At 73.4% G+C, this 23,321-nt stretch carries 22 protein-coding genes and 1 pseudogene; 14 read left to right on the top strand and 9 right to left on the bottom strand.

Annotated elements, in window-relative coordinates; all coding sequences use genetic code 11:
• The first annotated feature begins 75 nt into the window (after positions 1-75).
• The 3 genes from DDJ31_RS06575 to DDJ31_RS06565 all read left to right on the top strand — a co-directional run bounded on the left by DDJ31_RS06575 (position 76) and on the right by DDJ31_RS06565 (position 2,613).
• The gene (locus DDJ31_RS06575) at positions 76-1,542 is read left to right on the top strand and encodes a peptidase C39 family protein (protein WP_127181231.1); all 1,467 of its coding nucleotides are present in this window, start codon (positions 76-78) and stop codon (positions 1,540-1,542) included.
• A gap of 169 nt (positions 1,543-1,711) precedes the next feature.
• A complete protein-coding gene (locus tag DDJ31_RS06570) occupies positions 1,712-1,852 on the top strand; it encodes an SCO1431 family membrane protein (protein WP_127181232.1) in 141 nt (46 codons plus the stop codon).
• Between the two features lie 101 nt (positions 1,853-1,953).
• A complete protein-coding gene (locus DDJ31_RS06565) occupies positions 1,954-2,613 on the top strand; it encodes a TetR/AcrR family transcriptional regulator (RefSeq protein WP_127181233.1) in 660 nt (219 codons plus the stop codon).
• A 57-nt stretch (positions 2,614-2,670) separates the two neighbouring features.
• On the opposite strand, the gene DDJ31_RS06560 is transcribed toward DDJ31_RS06565, so the two are convergent.
• The gene (locus tag DDJ31_RS06560) at positions 2,671-3,912 is read right to left on the bottom strand and encodes a glycoside hydrolase family 18 protein (RefSeq protein ID WP_127181234.1); all 1,242 of its coding nucleotides are present in this window, start codon (positions 3,910-3,912) and stop codon (positions 2,671-2,673) included.
• 352 nt (positions 3,913-4,264) lie between these two features.
• Between DDJ31_RS06560 and DDJ31_RS06555 the strand changes: the two genes are divergently transcribed.
• Complete coding sequence (locus DDJ31_RS06555) at positions 4,265-5,437, top strand: acyl-CoA dehydrogenase family protein (protein WP_127181235.1); 1,173 nt, start codon at positions 4,265-4,267, stop codon at positions 5,435-5,437.
• Here the strand turns inward: DDJ31_RS06555 and DDJ31_RS06550 are convergent.
• Both DDJ31_RS06550 and DDJ31_RS06545 read right to left on the bottom strand, forming a co-directional pair.
• The gene (locus DDJ31_RS06550; RefSeq protein ID WP_127181236.1) at positions 5,400-5,699 is read right to left on the bottom strand and encodes a hypothetical protein; all 300 of its coding nucleotides are present in this window, start codon (positions 5,697-5,699) and stop codon (positions 5,400-5,402) included. The genes DDJ31_RS06555 and DDJ31_RS06550 overlap by 38 nt on opposite strands.
• A 225-nt stretch (positions 5,700-5,924) precedes the next feature.
• Positions 5,925-6,368, bottom strand: coding sequence for a hypothetical protein (locus tag DDJ31_RS06545; protein ID WP_127181237.1), 444 nt, complete (start codon positions 6,366-6,368; stop codon positions 5,925-5,927).
• Between the two features lie 267 nt (positions 6,369-6,635).
• Between DDJ31_RS06545 and DDJ31_RS06540 the strand changes: the two genes are divergently transcribed.
• The 4 genes from DDJ31_RS06540 to fxsA all read left to right on the top strand — a co-directional run bounded on the left by DDJ31_RS06540 (position 6,636) and on the right by fxsA (position 10,780).
• A complete protein-coding gene (locus tag DDJ31_RS06540; protein WP_127181238.1) occupies positions 6,636-7,076 on the top strand; it encodes an Lrp/AsnC family transcriptional regulator in 441 nt (146 codons plus the stop codon).
• Between the two features lie 47 nt (positions 7,077-7,123).
• The gene (locus DDJ31_RS06535; protein WP_127181239.1) at positions 7,124-8,725 is read left to right on the top strand and encodes an amidohydrolase; all 1,602 of its coding nucleotides are present in this window, start codon (positions 7,124-7,126) and stop codon (positions 8,723-8,725) included.
• 549 nt (positions 8,726-9,274) lie between these two features.
• Complete coding sequence (locus tag DDJ31_RS06530) at positions 9,275-10,105, top strand: polyprenol monophosphomannose synthase (protein WP_127181240.1); 831 nt, start codon at positions 9,275-9,277, stop codon at positions 10,103-10,105.
• Between the two features lie 123 nt (positions 10,106-10,228).
• A complete protein-coding gene (gene fxsA / locus DDJ31_RS06525) occupies positions 10,229-10,780 on the top strand; it encodes an FxsA family membrane protein (protein WP_127181241.1) in 552 nt (183 codons plus the stop codon).
• A 149-nt stretch (positions 10,781-10,929) separates the two neighbouring features.
• Here the strand turns inward: fxsA and DDJ31_RS06520 are convergent, their stop codons facing one another.
• The 4 genes from DDJ31_RS06520 to DDJ31_RS06505 all read right to left on the bottom strand — a co-directional run bounded on the left by DDJ31_RS06520 (position 10,930) and on the right by DDJ31_RS06505 (position 14,369).
• On the bottom strand, positions 10,930-11,304 hold the full coding sequence (locus DDJ31_RS06520) for an RNA polymerase-binding protein RbpA (protein WP_003977404.1): 375 nt from the start codon (positions 11,302-11,304) through the stop codon (positions 10,930-10,932).
• A 254-nt stretch (positions 11,305-11,558) separates the two neighbouring features.
• Positions 11,559-12,893 carry an MFS transporter gene (locus DDJ31_RS06515; protein ID WP_127181242.1) on the bottom strand — a complete coding sequence of 445 codons (1,335 nt, stop codon included), beginning with the start codon at positions 12,891-12,893 and terminating at the stop codon, positions 11,559-11,561.
• Between the two features lie 58 nt (positions 12,894-12,951).
• On the bottom strand, positions 12,952-13,719 hold the full coding sequence (locus tag DDJ31_RS06510; RefSeq protein WP_127181243.1) for a glycerophosphodiester phosphodiesterase: 768 nt from the start codon (positions 13,717-13,719) through the stop codon (positions 12,952-12,954).
• A complete protein-coding gene (locus DDJ31_RS06505) occupies positions 13,716-14,369 on the bottom strand; it encodes a YczE/YyaS/YitT family protein (RefSeq protein WP_127181244.1) in 654 nt (217 codons plus the stop codon). The genes DDJ31_RS06510 and DDJ31_RS06505 overlap by 4 nt, the downstream gene beginning before the upstream one ends.
• Before the next feature lie 99 nt (positions 14,370-14,468).
• Between DDJ31_RS06505 and DDJ31_RS06500 the strand changes: the two genes are divergently transcribed.
• Positions 14,469-15,968, top strand: a complete 1,500-nt coding sequence (locus tag DDJ31_RS06500) for a PLP-dependent aminotransferase family protein (protein WP_127181245.1) — start codon at positions 14,469-14,471, stop codon at positions 15,966-15,968.
• A 163-nt stretch (positions 15,969-16,131) separates the two neighbouring features.
• Here DDJ31_RS06500 and DDJ31_RS06495 read toward each other — a convergent pair whose 3' ends face one another.
• Both DDJ31_RS06495 and DDJ31_RS06490 read right to left on the bottom strand, forming a co-directional pair.
• The gene (locus DDJ31_RS06495; protein ID WP_127181246.1) at positions 16,132-17,724 is read right to left on the bottom strand and encodes a hypothetical protein; all 1,593 of its coding nucleotides are present in this window, start codon (positions 17,722-17,724) and stop codon (positions 16,132-16,134) included.
• Between the two features lie 40 nt (positions 17,725-17,764).
• Positions 17,765-17,959 (bottom strand): hypothetical protein, encoded by a 195-nt coding sequence (locus DDJ31_RS06490; protein ID WP_093835779.1) that lies wholly within the window; start codon positions 17,957-17,959, stop codon positions 17,765-17,767.
• A gap of 258 nt (positions 17,960-18,217) precedes the next feature.
• Here DDJ31_RS06490 and DDJ31_RS06485 point away from each other — a divergent pair, with 258 nt between their 5' ends.
• The 5 genes and pseudogenes from DDJ31_RS06485 to DDJ31_RS38990 all read left to right on the top strand — a co-directional run.
• The gene (locus DDJ31_RS06485; RefSeq protein WP_127181247.1) at positions 18,218-18,610 is read left to right on the top strand and encodes an ankyrin repeat domain-containing protein; all 393 of its coding nucleotides are present in this window, start codon (positions 18,218-18,220) and stop codon (positions 18,608-18,610) included.
• Between the two features lie 299 nt (positions 18,611-18,909).
• Complete coding sequence (locus tag DDJ31_RS06480) at positions 18,910-20,328, top strand: HEAT repeat domain-containing protein (RefSeq protein ID WP_127181248.1); 1,419 nt, start codon at positions 18,910-18,912, stop codon at positions 20,326-20,328.
• 197 nt (positions 20,329-20,525) lie between these two features.
• Positions 20,526-21,653 (top strand): glycosyltransferase family 4 protein, encoded by a 1,128-nt coding sequence (locus DDJ31_RS06475; RefSeq protein ID WP_127181249.1) that lies wholly within the window; start codon positions 20,526-20,528, stop codon positions 21,651-21,653.
• Entirely contained in the window at positions 21,650-22,921 is a 1,272-nt protein-coding gene (locus DDJ31_RS06470) for a glycosyltransferase (RefSeq protein WP_127181250.1), read from the top strand. The genes DDJ31_RS06475 and DDJ31_RS06470 overlap by 4 nt, the downstream gene beginning before the upstream one ends.
• Positions 22,918-23,028: pseudogene (locus DDJ31_RS38990) on the top strand (SGNH/GDSL hydrolase family protein); the annotation flags it as partial. The gene DDJ31_RS06470 and the pseudogene DDJ31_RS38990, both read left to right, overlap by 4 nt.
• Between the last annotated feature and the right edge of the window lie 293 nt (positions 23,029-23,321).

Raw genomic sequence — 23,321 nt, 5'->3', positions numbered from 1 at the left:
GTTGGCGCACAACCGTGCAGCGCGACCCGTGTGCATCGGATCCGCCCCGACTCGACACTTGGGGGTCTTCCGCCCATGAGCAGAGCCGAACACCCGTCCCGCAGAACCGTCCTGGCGGTCGCGGTCGCCGCGGCCGTGACCGGCGGCACGGGATCCGCCCGCGCCGCGGAACCCGCCGCGTCCACTGAACCCGGCGCGTCCGGCGCATCCGGTGCGTCCGGCGGATCCGCCGGATCCGCGGTGCCCGGCGCCGCCGACGCCACAGCCGTGACCGCCGCGGGCGCGTCGGCCGCCGGCGGCCCGAGGGCCGCCCATCCGGTCGACTACCGGTCCTGGACCACGTACCCGGAGTGGCGGAGCGGTGCCGCCAAGGGGGTCAGGCCCGTCGCGGGCGACCGGCCCGGCGTGGTGCTCGCTTCCCCGGCCGGCCGCACCGACTACACCGACCCGCACACCGGCACCACCGCCACCTGGGAGTACGCGACCTGGACCGGCCCGGTGCACCGGCTCGCCGTCCCGGCCACCGAGGTGATCGCGTCCTGGAACGCCCGCACCCCGGACGGCACCTGGCTCCAGGTCGAGGTGCAGGGCACCTACTCCGACGGCGCGGACACCCCCTGGTACGTCATGGGCCGCTGGGCCTCGGGCGACCAGGACATCCGCCGCACCTCCGTCGACGGCCAGAGCGACGGCCGCAGCAGCGTCTGGACCGACACTCTCGCGATCGACGACGCCTCCACCGGCCTGCGCCTGGCCGCGTACCGGCTGCGGCTGACCCTCTACCGCAGGCCGGGCACCAAGGCCACCCCGACCGTCTGGCGGCTGGGCGCGATGGGCTCCGACGTCCCGGACCGCTTCACGGTGCCCGCCTCCACCCCCGGCCTCGCGCAGGAACTGACCGTCCCGCGCTACTCGCAGGAGATCCACAAGGGGCAGTACCCGCAGTACGACAACGGCGGCGAGGCCTGGTGCAGCCCCACCTCGTCGCAGATGATCGTCGAGTACTGGGGCGGCCGCCTCACCCCCGCTCAACTGGCCTGGGTGGACCCGTCGTTCGCCGACCCGCAGGTGTGCCACGCGGCCCGATACACCTACGACCACCAGTACCAGGGCTGCGGCAACTGGCCGTTCAACGCGGCCTACGCGGCCACCTTCAAGGACCTCCAGGGCGTGGTCACCCGGCTCGGCTCGCTCACCGACCTGGAGACGCTGATCGCGGCCGGCATCCCGGCCATAACGTCCCAGTCGTTCCTGAAGACGGAGCTGACCGGCGCGGGCTACGGCACCTCCGGGCACCTGATGACGGTGATCGGGTTCACGGCCGAGGGCGACGTGATCGCCAACGACCCGGCCTCGCCCAGCGACGAGGCGGTGCGCCGGGTCTACCGGCGGGCCGAGTTCGAGACGATCTGGCTGCGCACCAAGCGCCACAACGCGGCGGGCACCGTGGTGTCCGGCTCCGGAGGCGTCTGCTACCTCTACTTCCCGGCCCGGCCCACCCCCCGGCAGCGCAAGGCGCTCGCCGCGGTGGGGGTGCGCTGAGCGGCGCCGCCGCAGGGACAGGGCCCCGGGCGACCGGGGCCCTGCCCGTGTCCCGGGCCGTCCCGCGCCCCTGTGACCAAGGTCTCGGCCGTGCCGCGCCCGATCGATGGCAAGGTGGACGCACCGGTGGGGGGATTCCGCCCGGTACGTCCTACCTCAGTGAGCAGCCATGAGCGCATCTTCAGCCACCGCGGCCCGTGCCCGCACCGGCGGCCCCCGCGAAGACGGCCCCGGGGCCCTCGAACACGTCCTGGGCTGGGTGCTCGTCGCGGTCGTCGCGATGCTCGTGACCCAGCTCGGACTGCTCTGACGTCGTCGCGGTGTTGACCCCGCGTCCATCGTGACCTGACGCACACCTGACCTGACATACTGCGGAGGTCCCGCCGCCACCCGCCCGAGACCAGGTCGAAGTTGAACATCAGCCAAGAGAGCGACGCCGTCCGTCCGCGGGCGCGCGGAACCGAACGTTCGCTGGCCCGCCGCGCCGAACTGATCTCCATCGGCCGGAAGTTGTTCTCCGACACCTCCTACGACGCGCTCTCCATGGACGACATCGCGCGTCAGGCGCGGGTCGCCAAAGGGCTGATCTACTACTACTTCCAGTCCAAGCGCGGCTACTACCTGGCGATCGTCCACGACTCCGTCGCCGACCTGGTCACCTTCGCCGCGAGCGGCCTCGAACTCCAGCCGGTGGACCGCGTCCACCGCACCATCGACGGCTATCTGCGCTACGCCGAGCACAACCAGGCCGCCTACCGGACGATCGTCAGCGGCGGTGTCGGCTTCGACGCGGAGGTGCACGCCATCCGCGACGGCGTCCGCGAGGCGATCGTCGCGACCATCGCCGAGGGCGCCTACGGCCGCGGCGACGTCCCGCCGCTGGCCCGCATGGGCCTGTTCTCCTGGATCTGCGGGGTGGAGGGCGCCACCCTCGACTGGATCGCCCGCCCCCAGCTCAGCCGCGACACCATGCGCGAACTGCTGGTCAAGACGCTCGGCGGCGCCATGCGCGCCATCGAGGAGATCGACCCCGCCTACCCGGCCCCCGACCCGGCCCGCCGCGACGGATGACACGACGAGGGGCGGCGGCCGTCACCGGCCACCGCCCCGACCACGTTGTCGTGCGCCTCAGTTGATGGCCTTGATCAGCTCGCCGCCGGTGGTGTCACCGCTCAGCTCCCAGAAGAAGGTGCCGCCGAGGCCCTGCTGGTTCTTGTACGTCATCTTCGTGCCGATGGTCGCCGGGGTGTCGTAACTCCACCAGTCGTTGCCGCACTTGGCGTAGGCGGTGCCCGCCACCGTGCCGGTCGCCGGGCACTTGGTCTTGAGCACCTTGTAGTCGTCGATGCCCTGCTCGTAGGTGCCCGCCGCGGGGCCTGTCGCGGTGCCGCCCGGTGCCGCCTGGGTGACGCCGGTCCAGCCGCGGCCGTAGAAGCCGATGCCCAGCAGCAGCTTCGAGGCCGGGATGCCGAGGCCCCTCAGCTTGGAGATGGTCGCCGAGGTGTAGTAGTTCGCCTTCGGGATGCCCGTGTAGGAGTTCAGCGGCGAGTGCGGCGCCGTCGGCCCGGTGGTGTCCCAGGCGCCGAAGAAGTCGTACGTCATCGGGTTGTACCAGTCGACGTACTGCGCGGCGCCCGCGTAGTCGGCCGCGTCGATCTTGCCGCCGGTGGTGGCGTCGGCCGTGATCGCCGCCGTGACCAGGCCGGACGAGCCGAACTTGGCGCGCACCGCGGCCATCAGGTTGGTGAACGCGGTCCGCCCGCTGGTGTCACAGGTGTTGCCGCAGGCGTTCGGGTACTCCCAGTCGATGTCGATGCCGTCGAAGACGCCGGCCCACTTGGGGTTCTTCACCAGGTCGTAGCAGGACTGGGCGAAGGCGGCGGGGTTCTTCGACGCCTCACCGAACCCGTTCGACCAGGTCCAACCGCCGAAGGACCAGAGCACCTTGAGGTTCGGGTGCTTCTTCTTCAGCTTGAGCAGCTGGTTGAAGTTGCCGCGCAGCGGCTGGTCCCAGGTGTCGGCGACCCCGTCCACCGACTCGGCGGCGGTGTACGCCTTGTCGGTGGCCGCGTAGCCGTCGCCCATGGCGCACTTGCCGCCGGTGACGTTGCCGAACGAGTAGTTGATGTGGGTGAGCTTCGCCGCCGAGCCGGAGGTCTCGATGTTCTTGACGAAGTACTTGCGGTCGTAGGTGCCCCATTCGGTGAAGTAGCCGACGACCTTGGAGCCCGCGGCGGCGGGAGCGGCGGCGGACGCTTCGGCGGGCGCGGCGCTCGCGCTGCCGGCGCCGGCCAGCAGTCCGGCGCCCAGGACCGCGCAGCAGGCGGCGGAGACGAGCGCCCGGAACCGGGTGCGGTGGGGGTTGAGCATCGGTGTGTCTCCTCGTGGGGGAGAGGGGAAACGGGTCCCGATTGGCATGAACGCGGTAAAGCGATTGGGCAGAACCGTAGGAGGACTAGACCAGTCACGTCAATGGTTCGGACCAAGGTGGACCCGGCGGGATCCCGTTTCCGCGGCGCCCGGGATATTCTTGAAGTGAGCGGTCGTTAACTGGTGACCGGGTGTCCAGGATCGGGCATACTCACAGCGCAGAGCCGCTGGTCAGCAGCTTCCGTGACCCGGAGGCGCGAGCCTCGGCCGGTACCTCGTGAGACCCGGCGGACCCGCTCCCACCCAGGCGCCCGTCCGCCGATGTGCCCCCAACAGGGAGGAGAGCGTCGCCATGACCGACCGCGCCCCACAGCCGGTGGACCGCGTACTGCCCACCGACGAGTCCCGGGACCTGCTCGCGCTCGTGCGGGACATCGCGCAGCGCGAGATCGCCCCGAAGGCGGCCGAGGAGGAGGACGCCGGCCGCTTCCCGCGGGAGGTCTTCACCCTGTTGTCGGAGTCGGGGCTGCTCGGTCTGCCCTACGCCGCCGAGTACGGCGGCGGCGACCAGCCCTACGAGGTCTACCTCCAGGTCCTGGAGGAACTGGCCGCGGCCCGCCTCACCGTCGGCCTCGGCGTCAGCGTGCACACCCTCGCCTCCTACGCGCTCGCCGCCTACGGCACCAAGCAGCAGCAGGTCGAGCACCTGCCCGCGATGCTCGGCGGCGGCCTGCTCGGCGCCTACTGCCTCTCCGAACCCGCCTCGGGCTCCGACGCCGCCTCGCTGCGCACCAAGGCCGTACGGGACGGCGACACCTGGGAGATCACCGGCACCAAGGCCTGGATCACCCACGGCGGGATCGCCGACTTCTACACCGTCATGGCCCGCACCGGCGAGCAGGGCCCGCGCGGGATCACCGCCTTCCTGGTGCCGGGCGACGCCGCCGGGGTCAGCGCGGCCCAGCCCGAGCGCAAGATGGGCATGAAGGGCTCACCGACCGCCCAGGTCCACTTCGACGGCGTCCGGGTCTGCGACGAACGGCGGCTCGGCGAGGAGGGCCAGGGCTTCGCGATCGCCCTCTCCTCGCTCGACGCGGGCCGGCTCGGCATCGCCGCCTGCGCCGTCGGGCTCGCCCAGGCCGCCCTCGACGAGGCGGTCTCCTACGCCACCGGGCGCCGGCAGTTCGGCCGGCCCATCGCCGACTTCCAGGGCCTGCGCTTCATGCTCGCCGACATGGCCACCCAGATAGAGGCCGGCCGCGCCCTCTACCTCGCGGCGGCCCGACTGCGCGACGCCGGGCGCCCGTTCGCCAAGCAGGCGGCCATGGCCAAGCTGCACTGCACGGACACCGCGATGAAGGTCGCCGTCGACGCCGTCCAGGTCCTCGGCGGCTACGGCTACACCGCCGACTTCCCGGCCGAGCGGTACCTGCGCGAGGCCAAGGTCCTCCAGATCGTCGAGGGCACCAATCAGATCCAGCGGATGGTCATCGCCCGTCACCTCGCGGGCCCGGAGAGCCGCTGAACCCGCCGGGTGCCACCGTCGGCGCGGTGAGCCTGACCCACTCGGGGTCGGGCCGCCCCGGCAGCGTGCGGCCCCGCTCGGCCCAGGCGCCCAGCAACTCCCGGTAGATGGGCGGGTCCTGGACCGGCTCGGGCTCCTGGCGAACCGTTCCTGTGGGCGGCGCCCCCGGAGCCGGGACGCCCGGGGGCGCGGTTCCCTGCGGCAGGGCGACGAGGGTGCGGCGGCGGCGCCCAGGTACGGCCGCCGCGTAGGTGGGGGTCATACCAGGCCAACGCGGCGGCGGCCGGGCCGGTCACCGGAGCCCGGAATCGGGCGTGAGTTCACGGCCGTCCACCCCACGGTTCCGAGCCGCGCCAACGGAACTGACGAGCCGTCAACCTCGTTGCCGGAGACGGCGCGTCACCCCGGACACACCGATCCCGCACCACGACGGCCTGCGGGGCGCGGTGCGGGCGGCTGCGAACAGGGAGTGGGCGGAGGAGACCGCTCAGGCGGCCTGGCGCCGCATGACGGGCACCCGCATCGGGCGCGAGCCCGGACCGCCGACGTGCGAGAAGGGCTGCGTCCGCCAGTCGAGGCCCTGAGGGAGCGTCAACAGCAGGGCGGTGTCCTGCTCCTGGGGCTCGGGCGACTCGTCCGCCGAGGCCGCCTCGGACGCCGCGCGCCCGGTGCCCGCGCAGACCGTGAGCCCGAACGGGTTCCACGGCGAGGCGCACAGCGCGTGCTCGGGCAGCACCTCCTCGTCCGCGAGCAGCGCGATCGGCTGCGCGCAGTCCGGGCAGATCACCCGGTACATCTCGAAGGTGTCGTACGCGTCGAGCTCGTCACCGTCGTACTCGGCGTCGTCGGGATCGACGCCCTCCGGCTCGATGTCGAGGACCGGCTTGAGCCGCTTGGACGCGGAACGACCAGGGCGCTTAAGACTCTGCATGGGATTCTCCCCCTCGGGCTGGGCCGTAAGGCGCTGCGGCCTCGACCACAGCAAGCACTTCCCGTCCCGTCTGCGGGGTAATCACGAGTCCATCACGGAGACGTCTCGATGAGTGTGGTCTTCGTCACACGACCTTCACCGATGCCCGGCCCGGCCGATTTGTCCCCCCGGAGACGTCCGCGCCCTCCCGCGCCACATCACGAACCGGGTATGACCTGCGCCGCTCGGCTATCCGTGGCGATCAGCCGCACGGTAGGTTCTTGCGCCATGGAGGAGCTGGACCGACAGATCGTGCAGCTGCTCGTCAAGGACGGGCGGATGAGCTACACCGACCTGGGCAAGGCCACGGGCCTGTCCACGTCGGCCGTGCACCAGCGGGTGCGCAGGCTGGAACAGCGCGGTGTCATCCGCGGGTACGCCGCGGTCGTCGACCCCGAGTCCGTCGGCCTGCCGATGACCGCGTTCATCTCGGTGAAGCCGTTCGACCCCAGCGCCCCCGACGACATCGCGGACCGGCTCGCCGGCGTCCCCGAGATCGAGGCCTGCCACAGCGTCGCGGGCGACGAGAACTACATCCTCAAGGTGCGCGTCGCCACCCCGCACGAGCTGGAGGAACTGCTCGCCCGGGTCCGCACCCTGGCCGGCGTCTCCACCCGCACCACGGTGGTGCTGTCCACCCCGTACGAGGCCAGGCCGCCCAAGATCTGACCCACCGCGGTGCGGGCCCGCGCGGGCGAGGCGCGAGACTGTTCCCCATGAACGAGCGCACCGACCAGCCCAGGACCGTCCTGCTCCGCCGGGGCGAGGTCCACAGCCCCGCCGACCCCTTCGCGACCGCCATGGTCGTCGAACACGGCCAGGTCGCCTGGGTCGGCTCCGAGGGGGCCGCCGACGCCTTCGCCGACGGCGTCGACGAGACCGTCGACCTCGACGGCGCCCTCGTCACCCCCGCGTTCACCGACGCCCATGTGCACGCCACCGCCACCGGCCTCGCGCTGACCGGCCTCGACCTGTCCGACGCGCCCTCGCTCGCCGCCGCCCTCGCCCTCGTCCGGGACTTCGCCACCGCGCGCCCGCACGACCGGGTCCTGCTCGGCCACGGCTGGGACGCCGCCCGCTGGCCCGGCGGTCGCCCCCCGACCCGCGCCGAACTCGACGACGCCACCGGCGGACGCCCGCTCTACCTGAGCCGCATCGACGTCCACTCCGCCGTCGTCACCACCGCCCTGCTCGACCTGGTGCCCGGCGCCGCCGCCACCGAGGGGCCGCTCACCGGCGACGCCCACCACGCCGTCCGGGCCGCCGCCCTCGGCGCCGTCACCGAGGCCCAGCGCACCGAGGCCCAGCGCGCCGCGCTCGCCCACGCCGCCTCCCTCGGCATCGGCTCGCTCCACGAGTGCGGCGGACCCGACATCTCCTCCGAGGACGACTTCACCGGACTGCTCGCGCTCGCCGCCGCCGAGCCTGGACCCCGGGTCGTCGGCTACTGGGCCGAACAGGACGTCGACAAGGCGCGCGCCCTGGGCGCCGTGGGCGCGGCGGGGGACCTCTTCGTGGACGGCGCCCTCGGCTCCCACACGGCCTGCCTCCACCGGCCCTACGCCGACGCGGGCCACACCGGCACCGCCTACCTGGACGCCGGTGCCGTCGCCGCCCATGTCGTCGCCTGCACCGAGGCCGGCCTCCAGGCGGGCTTCCACGCCATCGGCGACGCCGCCGTCACCGCCGTCGTCGAGGGCGTCCGCGCCGCCGCCGACAAGCTCGGCACGGCCCGCGTGCGCGCCGCCAGGCACCGCGTCGAACACGCCGAGATGCTCACCCCCGAGACGGTCGCCGCCTTCGCCGACCTCGGCCTCACCGCCTCCGTGCAGCCCGTCTTCGACGCCCTGTGGGGCGGCGCGGACGGCATGTACGCGCACCGCCTGGGCGCCGAGCGGGCCCGCGCCCTCAACCCCTTCGCCGCCCTGCTGCGGGCCGGGGTGCCGCTCGCCCTCGGCTCCGACAGCCCGGTCACCCCCCTCGACCCGTGGGGCACCGTCCGGGCCGCCGCCTTCCACCGCACGCCCGAGCACCGGATCTCCGTGCGGGCCGCCTTCGCCGCCCACACCCGGGGCGGCTGGCGCGCCGTCGGCCGCGACGACGCGGGGACCCTGGTGCCCGGCGCGCCCGCCGACTACGCCGTCTGGCGCACCGGCGCGCTGGTGGTGCAGGCGCCCGACGACCGGGTGGCCCGCTGGTCAACCGACCCGCGCTCCGGCACCCCGGGGCTGCCCGACCTCACCCCGGGCCACGACCTGCCGGTCTGCCTGCGCACGGTGGTGGGCGGCCGGACCGTGTTCGTACGGCCGGGCGAGTGATCTCCCGGGGTGGCGTCCGGTCCGTCACCGGCCGCCGCCCCGCCGCTCCACCTGGGCATCCTCCGCCCCTGCCGGGCCTCGCGCGGGGTTCTTCCGGGCCGCGCGGCTGTTGACAGGCGGAGGCCGCAGGCCGGTAGGTTCGGCCGGGTCCACCACCGGACGCCCGACCGGAACACGTCCGCCCACTCGTCGCGGCGCCGCTGGGTCAGGGACGGTGTGCCGCACCGGGGCACCGCCACTGGGAGCCAGGCTCAGCGCCCGCGCCGCTTCGAGGGAACGTTCCTCCGGTCGGGGAGGTGCGACCCGGGTGGGGCCCGGACGCTCAGTAGACAACGGCTTTCGGTCGACCCGCAGCCAGCGGGCCCCAGGTCGGCCCGAAGGGCGCCGGGCCCCCATCCGCAGCACCGACCCCCCCCGCTCAAAAACCCCTAAAAGGGCTTCCTTACCCCGCTCTTGTGGAATCGACACCACCATACGAACGTCCTGTCGCGTCATCGCAGGCGGCGGCCACTATGGTGGACCTCTGCGTACGGACACGAAGGGGCAGCAGTGAACGACGGCGACGGGACCCTCGCGGCACAGGACCGGGGGAGGAAGTTCGGCCCGCTCGGCACCGCCTTGGTGATCATCCCGACCTTCAACGAGGCGGAGAACATCAAGTCGATCGTCGGCCGCGTGCGTTCGGCCGTCCCCGAGGCACACGTCCTCGTGGCCGACGACAACAGCCCCGACGGCACCGGCAAGCTTGCCGACGAACTGGCCGCCGTCGACGACCACGTCCAGGTGCTGCACCGCAAGGGCAAGGAAGGGCTCGGCGCCGCCTATCTGGCGGGCTTCCGCTGGGGCATCGAGCACGGCTACGGCGTCCTCGTCGAGATGGACGCCGACGGCTCCCACCAGCCCGAGGAACTGCCCCGGCTGCTGACCGCGCTCAAGGGCGCCGACCTCGTCCTCGGCTCCCGCTGGGTGCCCGGCGGCCGGGTCGTGAACTGGCCCCGCAGCCGCGAGGTCATCTCCCGCGGCGGCAGCCTCTACTCGCGCCTCGCCCTCGACCTGCCGCTGCGCGACATCACCGGCGGCTACCGGGCCTTCCGCCGCGAGACCCTGGAGGGCCTCGGCCTCGACGAGGTCTCCTCGCAGGGCTACTGCTTCCAGGTCGACCTGGCCCGCCGCGCCGTCAAGGCCGGCTACCACGTCGTGGAGGTCCCCATCACCTTCGTCGAGCGCGAGCTGGGCGACTCCAAGATGAGCCGGGACATCCTCGTCGAGGCGCTGTGGCGGGTCACCGCGTGGGGCGTGGGCGAGCGGGTCGGCAAGGTCACCGGCCGGGTCACCCAGCCCAGGTCCCCGCAGCCCGACGCGCCCTCACCTGAGGCGTAGGGCCCGCCGTCCGGACCGTGCGGCGGCCCAAGGCGCCGGGCCGGGGGCGCGGCGCGCGGTCCCGCGGCGGTGGTTGATCATTCTCTTATGTCGCACTGAGCCGCACCCAGGCACACTGGACATATGACGACTGGTGCTCAGACCCCCACCCATCCCGCCCGGCGCTCACGGCTGCGGACCTTCCTGCCGCTGGGCGTCGCCGCCTGGCTGGTGCTGGAGATCTGGCTGCTGATCCTGGTGGCCGGAGCCACCAACGGGTTCGTCGTGTTCCTGATCCTGCTCGCCGGCCTGGTGGCCGGCGCCGCGGTGATCAAGAAGGCGGGCCGCCGGGCCTTCCGCAACCTGAACGAGGCGCTGAACAAGGGCACGGCCCCCACCAGCGGCGGCGGCAGCGGCCTGATGATGCTCGGCGGTCTGCTGCTGATGATCCCGGGCCTGGTCTCGGACGCGGCCGGGCTGCTTCTGCTGATCCCGCCGGTGCAGAAGGCCCTCGGCCGGTTCGCCGAGCGCACGGTCGAACGCCGGCTGCGGGCCGCCGCCCCCGGCAGTGTCGGCGGCGCCTTCCAGCAGGCCCGCATGTACCGCCCCGACGGCAAGGTGGTGCAGGGCGAGGTCGTCAGGGACGAACCGGGCGGCGACACTCCGCAGGACCCGCGCCCGCCGCTGACCCGCTGACCGGCTCGGGGTCCCCTCGGGGACCCTTTCGGTGCACGTCGGCCTCACTGGCCCCCTCCGGGCATGACGAAACTGCGGGCGCCCACGTGGAATCACGTGGGCGCCCGCAGTCTTGTTCGTCTGTGTCGTGCGCCTGACCCTGGAAGGGACTACGCCGACTTACGGCTGTCACGCGGATGAACGGCGATGTTCATCGCGCCGGAGCGGAGAACCGCCAGACGCTCCTCGAGAACCTCTTCGAGTTCCTCGCGGGTGCGCCGCTCCATCAACATGTCCCAATGCGTACGCGCGGGCTTGGCCTTCTTCTCTTCAGGGCCGTCGCCGTCAACGAGGAGTGCTTGGGCCCCGCAGACCTTGCACTCCCACTCCGGCGGAATCTCCGCCTCGACCGAGAAGGGCATCTCGAAGCGGTGCCCCTTCTCGCATGCGTACTCCACGGCCTGGCGCGGGGCCAGGTCGATGCCGCGGTCCGTCTCGTAGCTGGTCACCACGAGGCGCGTGCCGCGAAGAGCTCGCTCACTCATGAATCGTGCCTCCCGGGCTTGTCGCCCACAGGACAGGTGTCGCTGTCGTCGTCATCCGTTCAACGTCCGGTCGGCGGTAAAGATTCCCGTTCCGGGTCGTGCGTCGCCGTCGTAACCGCCCTTGTTGTACCCACCAGCGCCCGGTTTGTCACATCTGCTGCCAGATATGACCCGGCGTCTCAGTATCTTTGACGCGCAGTAACGGTACGCCTGGCAGGCCAAACGCGTACACTACCGGCCTTTGGCGTCGAACGCTAAATCCTCTCGGGAACAGGATTGCCCGCGTCGCCGATCGCCCTGCGCACCGGGACCCGTGCGAGCAGCACGAACCCGATCACGAAGAACGCCACCAGGGAGATGATCGCGTCGCGATAGCTCCCGGTGAACTGGTACGTGATCCCGAACAGCAGGGGACCCAGCCAGCTCATGCCCCGATCACTCATCTCGTACGCCGAGAAGTACTCGGCTTCTTTCCCGGGCGGCACCAGATGGGAGAAGAGCGAGCGGGAGAGCGCCTGGCTGCCGCCCAGGACGAGACCGATCCCGGACGCGAGGACGAAGAACCACACCGGCGCCCCGGCCGGCAGGAAGTACCCGGCGGCCAGCGTCACCGTCCACGCGACCAGCGAGCCCAGGATCGTCCGTTTGGCTCCGTAGGTCCGGGCCAGCCGGCCCATCCCCAGCGCGCCCGCCACCGCGAGCACCTGCACCAGCAGGACCGCGCCGATCAGCGTCGACTGCCCGAGGCCCAGCTCCTTCGACCCGTAGACGGACGCCTGCGAGATCACCGTCTGGATGCCGTCGTTGTAGACGAGGTACGCCAGCAGGAAGGAGAGCGTCAGCGGGTGGCGGCGCATGTCGCGGACGGTCGCCACGAGCTGCCGCAGCCCCGGCGCCGTCGCCTCCCTCGGCCCGGTGGCGCGGTCGCGCAGCCGGCTCAGCGGGATCAGCGTGAAGGCGCCCCACCACAGGCCCGCGGTGGCCAGGCAGATGCGGATCGCGGTGGTCTCGGAGACGCCGAAGCTGTCGTGCGCCAGATAGAGCACCAGATTCACGATCAGCACCAGCGACCCCGCCGCGTAGCCGAAGGCCCAGCCCCGGGAGGAGACCGCGTCGCGCTCCTCGGGCCGGGCGATCTGCGGGAGGTAGGAGTTGTAGAGCATCATCCCGACCGACTGCGCCGAGTTCGCCACGATCAGCAGCAGACCGCCCAGCAGATACCGCTCGCCGTCCAGGAAGAACATGCCCACGGTCGCCGCGGCCCCGGTGTACGCCGCCGCCGCGAGCAGCGGCTTCTTGCGGCCCGAGCGGTCGGCCGCCGCCCCCACCAGGGGCATCACGAGGACGGCCACGATCACCGAGAGGGAGACCGCGTAGGCGAAGAACGACCCCGCGCGCACCGGGACGCCCAGCGGGTGGACGAACCCGTCCGCGTCGGCCGCCGCCTCGGCCACCGACGTCAGATAGGGACCGAGGAACACGGTGAGCACGCTCGTCGAGTAGACGGAGCAGGCCCAGTCGTAGAAGTACCAGCCGCGCTGCTCACGCCTCCGGTCCGTGGCCTCGGCCCCCAGGGTGTCGGTGCCCACCCGCGCCTCGCTTCCCCGCCGCAGCTGCCGTGCGCGCGTCAGGACGACCGCCGGGTCCTCAGACCCAGACGCCCCGCTCCTCCATGACCGCGCGCAGTGTGTCGATGTGATCGGTCATGATGCCATCGACCCCGAGGTCCAGGAGCCGGTGCATGCGCTCGGCCTCGTTGATCGTCCAGACATGCACCTGGAGCCCGCGCGCGTGGGCGGCGCGGACGAACCTCCGGTCGACGACCTGGATGCCGGACTGCGTCTCGGGCACCTGCGCCGCCACCGCCGAGGAGCGCAGCGCGGCCGGCACCCCCCAGGAGCGCAGCCGCAGGTTGAGCACGCCCCGGGTGCCGTACGACGTCGCCAGGCGCGGTCCCGCCAGCCGCTGGGCGCGCACCACCCGCGCCTCGGAGAAGGAGCCCGCGCAGACCCGGTCCCAGGCGTCGGCGCGCTCGATCAGGTCGAGGAACGGGTGCAGCGCCGACTCCGCCTTCAGATCGACGTTCCAGCGCACCTCGGGGAACGTCTCCAGCAACTCCTCGAAGAGCGGCAGCGGTTCCGTGCCCGCCACGCGCGCGTGGCTGACCTCCCGCCACGGCAGGTCCGCGATCCGCCCCGAACCGTCGGTGACCCGGTCGAGCGTCGCGTCGTGGAACGCGACCAGCCGGCCGTCCGCGGTGGTGTGCACGTCGGTCTCGATGTAGCGGTAGCCCGCCGCCACCGCCCGCCGGAACTGCGGCAGCGTGTTCTCCAGGCCGTCTGCGTCGCCGCCCCGGTGGGCGAAGGCGATCGGGCCTGGATGGTCGAGGTAGGGGTGGCGTATCCGGGTGGTCACCGGGGCAGTATCGCGTGCCCCGGTGGCCCCTCGGCAACGGCCGTACCGCGGTCAGGTGCCGGGGCGGCGTCGAACATCCGCAGAAAGAGCTGCGCGAGCGGGCCGATCGCCACCGCGTACAGGACGGTGCCGACGCCGACCGTGCCGCCGAGGACGAAGCCGGTCGCCACCACCGTCAGCTCGATCGCCGTCCGCAGCAGCCGGATCGAACGGCCGGTGCGCCGGTGCAGGCCGGTCATCAGACCGTCCCGCGGGCCGGGGCCGAAACGGGCGCTGATGTAGAGGCCGGTGGCGAGGCCGTTGAGGACGACGCCCGCCACCAGCAGCGGTATCCGGACGGCCAGGACGCGGGTGTCGGGGACCAGCGCGAGGGTGCCGTCCATCGCGAGGCCGACCACGAAGACGTTGGAGACGGTGCCGAGCCCCGGGCGCTGGCGCAGCGGGATCCACAGCAGCAGCACGGCCGCGCCGACGATGATCGACACCACCCCGATGGAGAGACCGGTGAGTTCCGAGAGGCCCTGGTGGAGCACGTTCCAGGGTTCGAGGCCGAGGCCCGCCTCGACGAGCAGCCCGGAGCTGGCGCCGTACAGCGCGAGCCCCGTGTACAGCTGGACCAACCGCCGCCCGAGACGGCTCTGGGTGGACAAGGCATGCTCCCTGTGGTCGTAGTGGCCTGACACATGACACCCTGTGGCGTGGAAGGAAGCGCCATCCATGGCCAATTCCGGGAAGGTGGACTGATTTCCATGGCTCAGTGGACTTCGGCGATGGGTGCCGCGCAGCTGGCCCGGCTCCTCAGCTCGCAGCAGGAGCGCCCCGCGGGGCCCGGCACCCGGCGCCCGCCCGCCTACCGGGCGCTCGCCGACGGCATCCGGCTGCTGGTCCTCGAGGGCCGCGTCCCGGTCGCCGCCCGGCTGCCCGCCGAACGCGAACTCGCCCTCGCCCTCTCGGTCAGCCGCACCACGGTCGCCGCCGCCTACGAGGCGCTGCGCACCGAGGGGTTCCTCGAATCCCGGCGTGGCGCGGGCAGTTGGACGGCGGTCCCGGCCGGCAACCCGCTGCCCGCGCGCGGCCTCGAACCGCTGCCGCCCGAGACCCTCGGCTCGATGATCGACCTGGGCACCGCGGCGCTCCCGGCGCCCGAGCCCTGGCTGACCCGCGCGGTGCGGGGCGCCCTCGATGAGCTGCCCCCGTACGCCCACACGCACGGCGACTACCCGGCCGGGCTGCCCGCCCTGCGCGCGATGATCGCCGAGCGGTACACCGCGCGCGGTATCCCCACGATGCCCGAGCAGATCATGGTGACCACCGGCGCCATGGGCGCGATGGACGCCATCTGCCATCTCTTCGCCGGACGCGGCGAGCGCATCGCCGTCGAGTCGCCGTCCTACGCCAACATCCTCCAGCTGATGCGGGAGACCGGCGCCCGGCTGGTGCCCGTCGCGATGGCGGAGGGGCTGTCCGGCTGGGACCTGGACCGCTGGCGCCAGGTCTTCAGGGACGCGGCGCCCCGGATCGCCTACGTCGTGGCCGACTTCCACAACCCGACCGGCGCCCTCGCCGACGACGACCAGCGGCGCCGGCTGGTGGAGGCGGCCCGTTCCGCGGGGACGGTCCTGGTGGCCGACGAGACGATGACCGAGCTGTGGCTCGACGACGACGTCGAGATGCCGCGCCCGGTCTGCGCGTTCGACCCGGCCGGGTCCACCGTCGTCACCGTCGGCTCGGCCAGCAAAGCGTTCTGGGCCGGGATGCGGATCGGCTGGGTGCGCGCGGCCCCCGACACCGTGCGCAGCCTGGTGGCCGCGCGCGCGTACGCCGACCTGGGCACGCCGGTCCTCGAACAGCTCGCGGTGAACTGGCTGTTCGCCACCGGCGGCTGGGAGCAGGCCGTCGAGGTGCGGCGCGCGCAGGCGAGGGAGAACCGGGACGCGCTGGTGGCCGCCGTCCGACGGGCCCTGCCGAGCTGGGAGTTCGAGGTGCCCAGGGGCGGGCTCACCCTGTGGGTGCGCACCGGCGGCCTGTCGGGCTCGCGCCTCGCCGAGGTGGGGGAGCGGATCGGGGTGCGGGTGCCGTCGGGGCCGCGCTTCGGGGTGGACGGCGCGTTCGAGGGCTATGTGCGGCTGCCGTTCACGGTCTCGGGCGCGGTCGCCGAGGAGGCGGCGGTCCGGCTGGCGGCGGCGGCGAGGCTGGTGGAGACGGGCGCGTCGGGAACGGGCGAGGCACCGCGGACGTTCGTGGCGTGACCGGCGTGACCGGCGTGACCGGCGTGACCGGCGCGCGGGCGGTCGGACGGTGTGCGCCGGCCGTCGGCGCGGCCGGTGGCCGGGACGGGTGGCGCGGGCGGAACGGGTGAGGCGCCGCGGGCGTTCGTGGGCGGAACGGCCGCGGCGCCTCGTCAGGGGGCGGTCAGGAGCTGTGCGAGCTGTTCGAACCGGCCGGGGACGCCTCCACCGGCAACTGCTCAAGGGCCACGGGTTCCGTCTCCGCCGGGGCCGAGCGCGGCGGCAGCAGGGCCAGCACCGCCTGGCGGTCCGCGTCGGTGGTCGCGTCGTCGTAGGGGTCGGGTGTCCTCGGGACCTGGAGGCGGAGCACCGGGCCGTCGCCGAGGCGGGCGTAGCCGCGGCCCGCCGGTACCTGGGCGGCGGGCACGGTGTGCGAGGGCGCGCCGAGGAACGCCGTCAACCGGCCCGGGGTGGCCGGGCCGAGGACGACCCGGGCGCGGGTGTGCTGCCGCACCGGGTCGCTGAGGACGTCGGCCGTGTCGAACTGCTCGGCCACCACCACCGTCACGTTCGCGGCGCGGCCGTGCCGCAGCGGGACCTGGAGCAGGGCCTGCGGGTCCTGCCGGCCGTCCACGGCGGTGAGGTGGCCGAAGGCGCTGGGGCGGTCGAGGAGGATCCACAGCGGACGCCTGGTGTCGTCCGGCGGTGGATGCCCCGCCTGCCGGGCGCGGTTCAGCGCGACCAGCCGGCGTTCCGTCTCGTGCGCCGCCCACTCCAGGCTGGCCAGCGCGCCGACGAGACCGCACTCGACGGCGAGCACGCCGTCCCGCCCGGCCAGGCAGGCGTACTCGCCGGTCCCGCCGCCCTCGACGATCAGCACGTCGCCGTGTCTGAGGGCCTGGAGGGCGATCGAGCGCAGCAGGGTGGAGGTGCCGCTGCCCGGCTGGCCCATGACCAGCAGATGCGGCTCGGTGGAGCGGACACCGGTGCGCCAGACCACCGGCGGGACGTCGCGCCGCTGCTCGCCGTGGGTGAGCGGCAGCGTGCGCTGGACCTCGGTGGGGTCGGTGAAGCCGAGGACCGTCTCGCCCGGTGACGTGACGAAGGGCTGGGCGGCGATGTCGAGGGGCAGCGGCGAAAGGACGGTGACGGAGAGCTGGTTGCCCTCCTCGTCCCACTCGAAGCGGTACTCGCGACCGCGGCCCGACTTGGCGTGCAGCAGGTGTTCGACGCGGGCGCGCGCGTCGGCCTCGCCGTCCGGGAAGTACGCCGGGTAGCGGATCGTGAGGTGGGAGATCCGGCCCGCCGCGTCGAACTCGTGGGCCGGGAAGACCTTCTCCCACTCGCCGCCGTGGGCGTAGAGCGGGGCCGGGTCCTCGGGGACGGAGAAGAACGGGATCAGCGCCTCGTACAGGGCGTCGAGGCGCTTGATCTGGGACTCGTCGGGGCCCTCGGCGGCCGGCGCGGTGCGGTCCCTGCCGTGCCAGGCCGCCGCCGCCATCAGGGCCATGACGGCGAGCAGCGGGCCGTAGGGGGCGAGTGCCACGACCAGGACCACGGAGGCGGCGAGGAACAGCAGCGGACCGCGCTTGTCCTTGGGGGTGTCGGACCATCTGCGCCGCCCGGCGGCCGCCAGCCGGCGCAGCCCGCGCGTGATCGTGATCAGCGGGTGGAGGACGTCGGTGGCGCTGTCGGTCGCCGTCCGGGCCAGCTCCCGGCTCCGGGCGATCTGCGCGCTGCCTGTGCTCAGGATGCTGGGGAGGGGGCGCCGGGCCACTGCTGTCTCCTACAGGTGCGTACGGACGGGTCGGACCGGGTCAGAACTTGATGCCGCCGAGCAGGCTGGCCAGGCTCTCGCCGCCCGCCTTGATGCTCGGGGCGATCGCGGTGCTCGCCAGGTAGAAGCCGAAGAGGGCCGACACCATGGCGTGGGACGCCTTCAGGCCGTCCTTGCGGAAGAAGAGGAAGACGATGATGCCGAGAAGGACCACGCCTGACATGGACAGGATCATTTGCGTTCTCCTGGTTCGCGGGGACAGTCACCATGAGTACTTCCAGGCTCACAGGATGTATCCATACGATAAAAGGTGCAACTGAGTGAATTTCGGCCTTTTTCACTCGGGTGGCGGAGTTGTCCGGGCGGGCTGAGCGGCCGGCTTGCGTCCGGCCGGGACTTTGGTGACCTTTACCTCCGGCACTTCGGGTCATGTGCCGCTGAACCAGTACCCTGGCGATTCACTTGAACGGTTGTATGAGAGGCGGTCCGGCCGATGACTGAAGCCCCCGACCCCGAGGTCGTGGAGCTGGCGACCAAGATCTTCGATCTGGCCCGGCAGGGGCGGACCGAGGCGCTCGTGGCGTACGTCGACGCGGGTGTCCCGGCCAACCTCACCAACGACCGCGGCGACAGCCTCGTCATGCTCGCCGCCTACCACGGGCACGCCGACGCGGTCCGCGCGCTGCTCGCCCGCGGCGCGGCGGCCGACGACATCAACGACCGGGGCCAGACCCCGCTCGCCGGTGCCGTCTTCAAGGGGGAGACGGACGTGATCCACGTCCTGCTGGAAAGCGGAGCCGATCCCTCCGCCGGCACCCCGTCAGCCGTCGACACGGCCCGCATGTTCGGCAAGGCCGATCTGCTCGACCTGTTCGGCGCGCACTGAACCAACGTTCTGACCAGCGAGAACACTAGTAACGGGGGAGGCGGTACCAGGCCGCCGATATTTCGGTCGCGGCAGGTCGAAGTGCCGAGTCATCATGACTCCGTGATTCACGGACGCGATGGCTGGGCAGGTGATGCCGCACCGCGCGGGCCGTGACCGGTCCGCACGGGCCACCTACGAGAGGCAGAGGAACATGGTCTACAGCAAGCAAGAGACGGCGGGCGCCCCGACGTGTTGGCACGCGGCCAGGTAGTGCGTGTTCCCCGGTTGCGTCGACGCTTGATGTGAGGCTGTTTCCCATGTTCGATCCGGTCATAGCGCCCAGCGGGACCCTGCTCGGCCTCCTCCAGAGAGGCCGTGGCGACGGAACGCTGCACGCGCTCACCGCACCGCGCGCCGAAGCGCTCGCGGCACTGAACCACTGCGTGCTGCGCGATCCCCGCCACGACTGGCAGGTGGAGAACCGCTCCCTCTACTACGCCCGGCTCTACCTTGACCTGCGCGGCGAGCTGGACGAGATCGAGGCCCACCTCTTCGCCGTCGAGGACGTCTTCGACACCGACGAGTCACGCACCGGACTCGCCCTCGCCGTCCTCGGCCACCTCGCCTCCTACGGCCGGCGCGACGCGCTGGAACTGCTGCGCCGCTACGCCGCCGTCGGCACCAACTGGGCCTGGGCGCTCGACGAACTCGCGCTCCGGGACGACGACGCCGGGCTGCGCGCCCTGGCCGCGCCCACCCTCGCCCGGTTCGCCACCGACGCCGAGGGCGAGGCCGAACTCGCCGTCGCCGTGCGCGACGCGTTCGAGCCGCGCCCCTGGCGGCTCTGGGCCGACGATCCGCGCCCCGCGATCGCCGCACGCGTGCGTGCCGCCCAGGAGACCGGCTGCTTCGACCGCTGGCAGCGGCAGATGCGCCCCACCGGGCCCCGGCCCGGCTGGAGCGTCCAGGCCGTCTTCGAGTGGGCCCAGCAGGGCATGGACCGCGGCGCGGCCCTGCACGTCCCGGCCGCCCGGTGCCTGGTCGCCGTCGCGGGACCCGAGGACCGCCCCGAGATCCTGCGCGCCGCCCGCGAGGGCACCGACGGAGCCCGCTGCACGGCGCTGCGCTACCTCGCCGACGGCAACGACGCCGACGCCCTCGACCTGATCGAGACCGCCGTGCGCACCGGTACCCCGGTGGTCGTGCAGGCCGCCGTCGACGCCTTCGAACGGATGCGCAGCGTCGCCGCCGTCGACCGCGCCCGCGGCTGGGCCCGCCGGCCCGACCCGCTCGGCGCCGCCGCCGGCCGGATGCTCGCCTGCCGGGGCGGCGTCGAGGACCGGGACCTCGTCCTGGGCGCGCTGCGCGAGGCCGTGCGCGGCGAAGGGCCCGACGCCCCCACCCTCTTCACCCTCGTCGACGGCACCGGACGGCTCGGCATCGCCTGCGCCGCGCCCGTCCTGCGCCACGTCTACCGCGAGACCGCCTCCTCCCATCTGCGGGGCCGCGCCGCCCGCGCCCTCGCCGCCACCGACCCCTCCTTCCCGGCCGGCTTCGCCGTCGAGTGCCTCTGGGACTGCGAGGAGACCACCCGCGAGATCGCCGCCCGGCACGCCGAGACCGGCGACGCCAGAGTCGTCGAACAACTGCGCAGGCTGGCCGCCGACCCGGCCGAGGAGGCCGAGGTGCAGACCGCCGTCCGCAGCCGGATCGGCCCCGACGCGCCCGCCGTCTGAACCCCGTCACCACGGCCTGAAACACACCGACCCGCGCACCCCCGCGCCCGCCGGGTGAACACCGGATGACCCGCAGGTCAGGAGCGCGTGGACACCTCCTGACCTGCGCGGGTGCGCGAGGGAACGCTCATGGGACGTTCCCCGCCAGGAAAGATCCACGTTGACGCGGCCACGTCCGGCGCGGCGAGAACACGGGTATGCGTGTCGTCATCGTGACCGAATCCTTTCCCCCCGACGTGAACGGCGTGGCCCACTGCGCGCTCCAGACCGCCCGGCACCTCGTAGATCGCGGTCACACTCCCGTCGTCGTCACCCCGGCCCCGGCCCCGGGACACCGGCCCGACGCCTCCGCGCCGTGCCGCGTCGTCCACGTCCCCTCCCTCCCGCTCCCCGGATACCCCCAGGTGCGCGTGGCCCTCCCCAGCCGCCGCCTCGCCGCGACGCTCGTCGAGCACCGCCCCGACGTCGTCCACCTGGCCAGCCCCTTCGTCCTCGGCGTCCGCGGCATGGCCGCCGCCGCCCGGCTCGGCGTCCCCGCCGTCGCCGTCTACCAGACCGACCTGGCCGGCTACGCCCGCACCTACATGGGCGCGGGCGAGGCCGCCGCCTGGCGCCGCATCCGCTCCGTCCACTCCGCCGCCGACCTCACCCTCGCGCCGTCCAGCGCCGCCCTGCACGACCTGGAGACGCACGGCGTGCCCCGGGTCCGGCTGTGGCGGCGCGGCGTGGACACCGCCCGCTTCCGGCCCGCACTGCGCGACGCGGCGCTGCGCCGCGAACTCGCCCCCCACGGCGAGCTGATCGTCGGCTACGTCGGACGGCTCGCCCCCGAGAAGCAGGTCGAACTCCTCGCGGGCGTCTGCGGACTGCCCGGCGTCCGGGTCGTGATCACCGGCGACGGGCCCAGCCTGCCCGCCCTCCAGCAGGAACTGCCGGGCGCCGTCTTCCTCGGCCGCCGCACCGGCGACGAACTCGCCCGGATCTTCGCCTCCCTCGACGTCTTCGCCCACACCGGCCCCTTCGAGACGTTCTGCCAGACCGTGCAGGAGGCCATGGCGAGCGGCGTGCCCGTCGTCGCCCCGGCCGCGGGCGGCCCCCTCGACCTGGTCGCGCACGGCCGCACCGGGCTGCTCGTACCGCCGCGCGACGCGGACGCCGTCCGGGACGCGGTGGCGTCCCTCGCGGCCGACCCGGGACAGCGGGCCGCGTTCGGCGCCGCCGCGCGCGCCACCGTCGAGGGCCGCACCTGGGCCGCCGTCGGCGACCAGCTGATCGGCCACTACGAGGATGTGCGCGCCGCGCGCCGGACGGCGGTGGCCGCGTGACCCCGCTGCGGATCGTCCGGCTCGCCAACTTCGTCGCCCCCTCGTCGGGCGGCCTGCGCACCGCCCTGCGCGAACTGGGCACCGGCTACCTCCGGGCCGGGCACGACCCCGTCCTGATCGTCCCCGGCGCCCGCGCCGACGACCGCGACACCGAACAGGGCCGCGTCATCACCCTGCCGGGACCGCTGCTGCCCGGCACCGGCGGCTACCGCGTCCTGACCGACCGGCGCGCCGTCTCCCGGGTCCTGGAGTCCCTGGCCCCCGACCGCCTCGAGGTCTCCGACCGGACGACGCTGCGGTGGACCGGCAAGTGGGCGCGGCGGGCCCGGGTGCCGGCCGTGATGGTCTCCCACGAGACCACCGACGGCGTCCTGCGCACCTGGGGCCTGTCCGAGTCAGCCGCCCGCCGCGCCGCCGACGCCCTCAACGTCCGTACGGCGCACACCTACGCGCGCGTGGTGTGCACGACCGAGTTCGCCGCGCGCGAGTTCGTCCGGATCGGCGCCCGCAACGTCGTCAGGGCGCCGCTCGGCGTCGACCTCGCGGCCCGGCACCCCTCGCTGCGCGACCCGGGGCTGCGCGAGCGCCACGCGCGTACCGCCGAGACCCTGCTCCTGACCTGCACCCGGCTGTCCGTCGAGAAGCGTCCCGGCACCGCCCTCGACGCGCTGGAGGCGCTGCTGCGGCGCGGACGGCGGGCCGTCCTGGTGATCGCCGGGGACGGGCCGCTGCGTCCGCGCCTCGAACAGCGCGCGCGGGAGCGCGGGCTGCCCGTCACCTTCCTCGGGCACGTCTCCGACCGCGCCGAACTGGGCGCGCTCCAGGCGTCGGCCGACGTGTGCCTGGCCCCCGGACCCGCCGAGACCTTCGGGCTCGCGGCACTGGAGGCCATGGCGTGCGGGACGCCGGTCGTGGTCAGCGTGTCGTCCGCGCTCCCCGAGGTCATCGGCTCGGCGGGCGCGGTGGCCGCGGACACCGGGGAGGCGTTCGCCGACGCCGTCGACCTGCTCCTCGACCTCCCGGAGACGCGACGGCGCGAGGCCGCACGCGCGCGTGCCGAGTGCTTCGGCTGGGACACCGCCGTCGCGGCGTTCCTGGCGGCCCACGACACGACGGTCCTGCGGTCCACGGCGACGGCTGTTGCGCCGACGCCGGTCGTGCCGACGGCTGTTGCGCCGACGACGGTTCCGGTGACGGCTGTCGCGTCGACGGCTGTTCCTCCGACGACGGTTCCGCCGACGCCGGTCGTGCCGGGAGGCCTGGCATGAGAGCCGTGCGGTTCGTGGCCCTCGGCGACTCGCTGACGGAAGGCGTCGGCGACCCGGTGGGGGAGGGCTGGCGCGGGTGGGCCGCCTTGCTGGCGGAGGGGCTGGGGCGGGCGGCCGTGGGGGAGGTGGGGCGTTCTGGGGGCTCAGTGGTTCTCGGGGCTTCAGGGGCTATGGGGGCCTCGGCGGCTTTGCGGGATTCGGCGGCTTCGAGGGCTTCGGACGCTTCGGGGGCCTCGCGGGATTCGGCGGCTTCGGAGGCTTCTGGGGCTTCTGGGGTCTCCCGGGTTTCGGAAGCCGGTGTGTCTGTTGGGTTGGGTGGCGCGGATGGTGCCGGTGGTATCAGTGGTGCCGGAGTTGGAGGCGCGGCGCGCGGGGTCGCCGTTGCTCGGGTTGACCGTGC

This window comes from Streptomyces griseoviridis (assembly GCF_005222485.1).
Lineage (GTDB): Bacteria > Actinomycetota > Actinomycetes > Streptomycetales > Streptomycetaceae > Streptomyces > Streptomyces hintoniae.
The sequence above is the reverse complement of the archived record's forward strand: the minus strand, read 5'-3'. Positions and strand labels throughout refer to the sequence as shown.